We start from the raw sequence: 626 nt of genomic DNA on the forward strand, positions 1-626 counted from the left end.
GGCGTGTTCACCCCCAAGCGCAAGGTGCTGCCGACGCTCGGTGCCGGTGAAGTGGGCTGGGTGACGGCGAGCATCAAGGACGTGCACGGCGCGCCAGTCGGCGACACMCTGACCCTGGCCAGCGATCCGGCRTCSAMGCCGCTGCCGGGYTTCCAGGAAATGCAGCCGCGCGTGTTCGCCGGCCTGTTCCCGGTCGATGCCGAAGACTACCCGGACCTGCGCGAAGCGCTGGACAAGCTGCGCCTGAACGATGCCGCGCTGCGCTTCGAGCCGGAAAGCTCCGAGGCGATGGGCTTCGGCTTCCGCTGCGGGTTCCTGGGCATGCTGCACATGGAAATCGTGCAGGAGCGCCTGGAGCGCGAGTACAACCTGGACCTGATCAGCACCGCGCCGACCGTGGTCTATGAAGTGCTCAAGACCGACGGCACCATCATCAACATGGACAACCCGGCCAAGCTGCCGCCGGTGAACATGGTCGATGAGATCCGCGAGCCGATCATCCGCGCCAACGTGCTCACGCCCGAAGAGTACATCGGCAACATCATCAAGCTGTGCGAAGAAAAGCGCGGCAGCCAGATCGGCATCAACTACCTGGGCAGCCAGGTGCAGATCAGCTATGAGCTGCC

At 64.7% G+C, this 626-nt stretch carries 1 pseudogene; it reads left to right on the top strand.

Annotated elements, in window-relative coordinates:
- Positions 1 to 626: pseudogene (locus ACXJKJ_RS31010) on the top strand (elongation factor 4); the annotation flags it as partial.

The organism is Roseateles sp. P5_E1 (genome assembly GCF_054049335.1).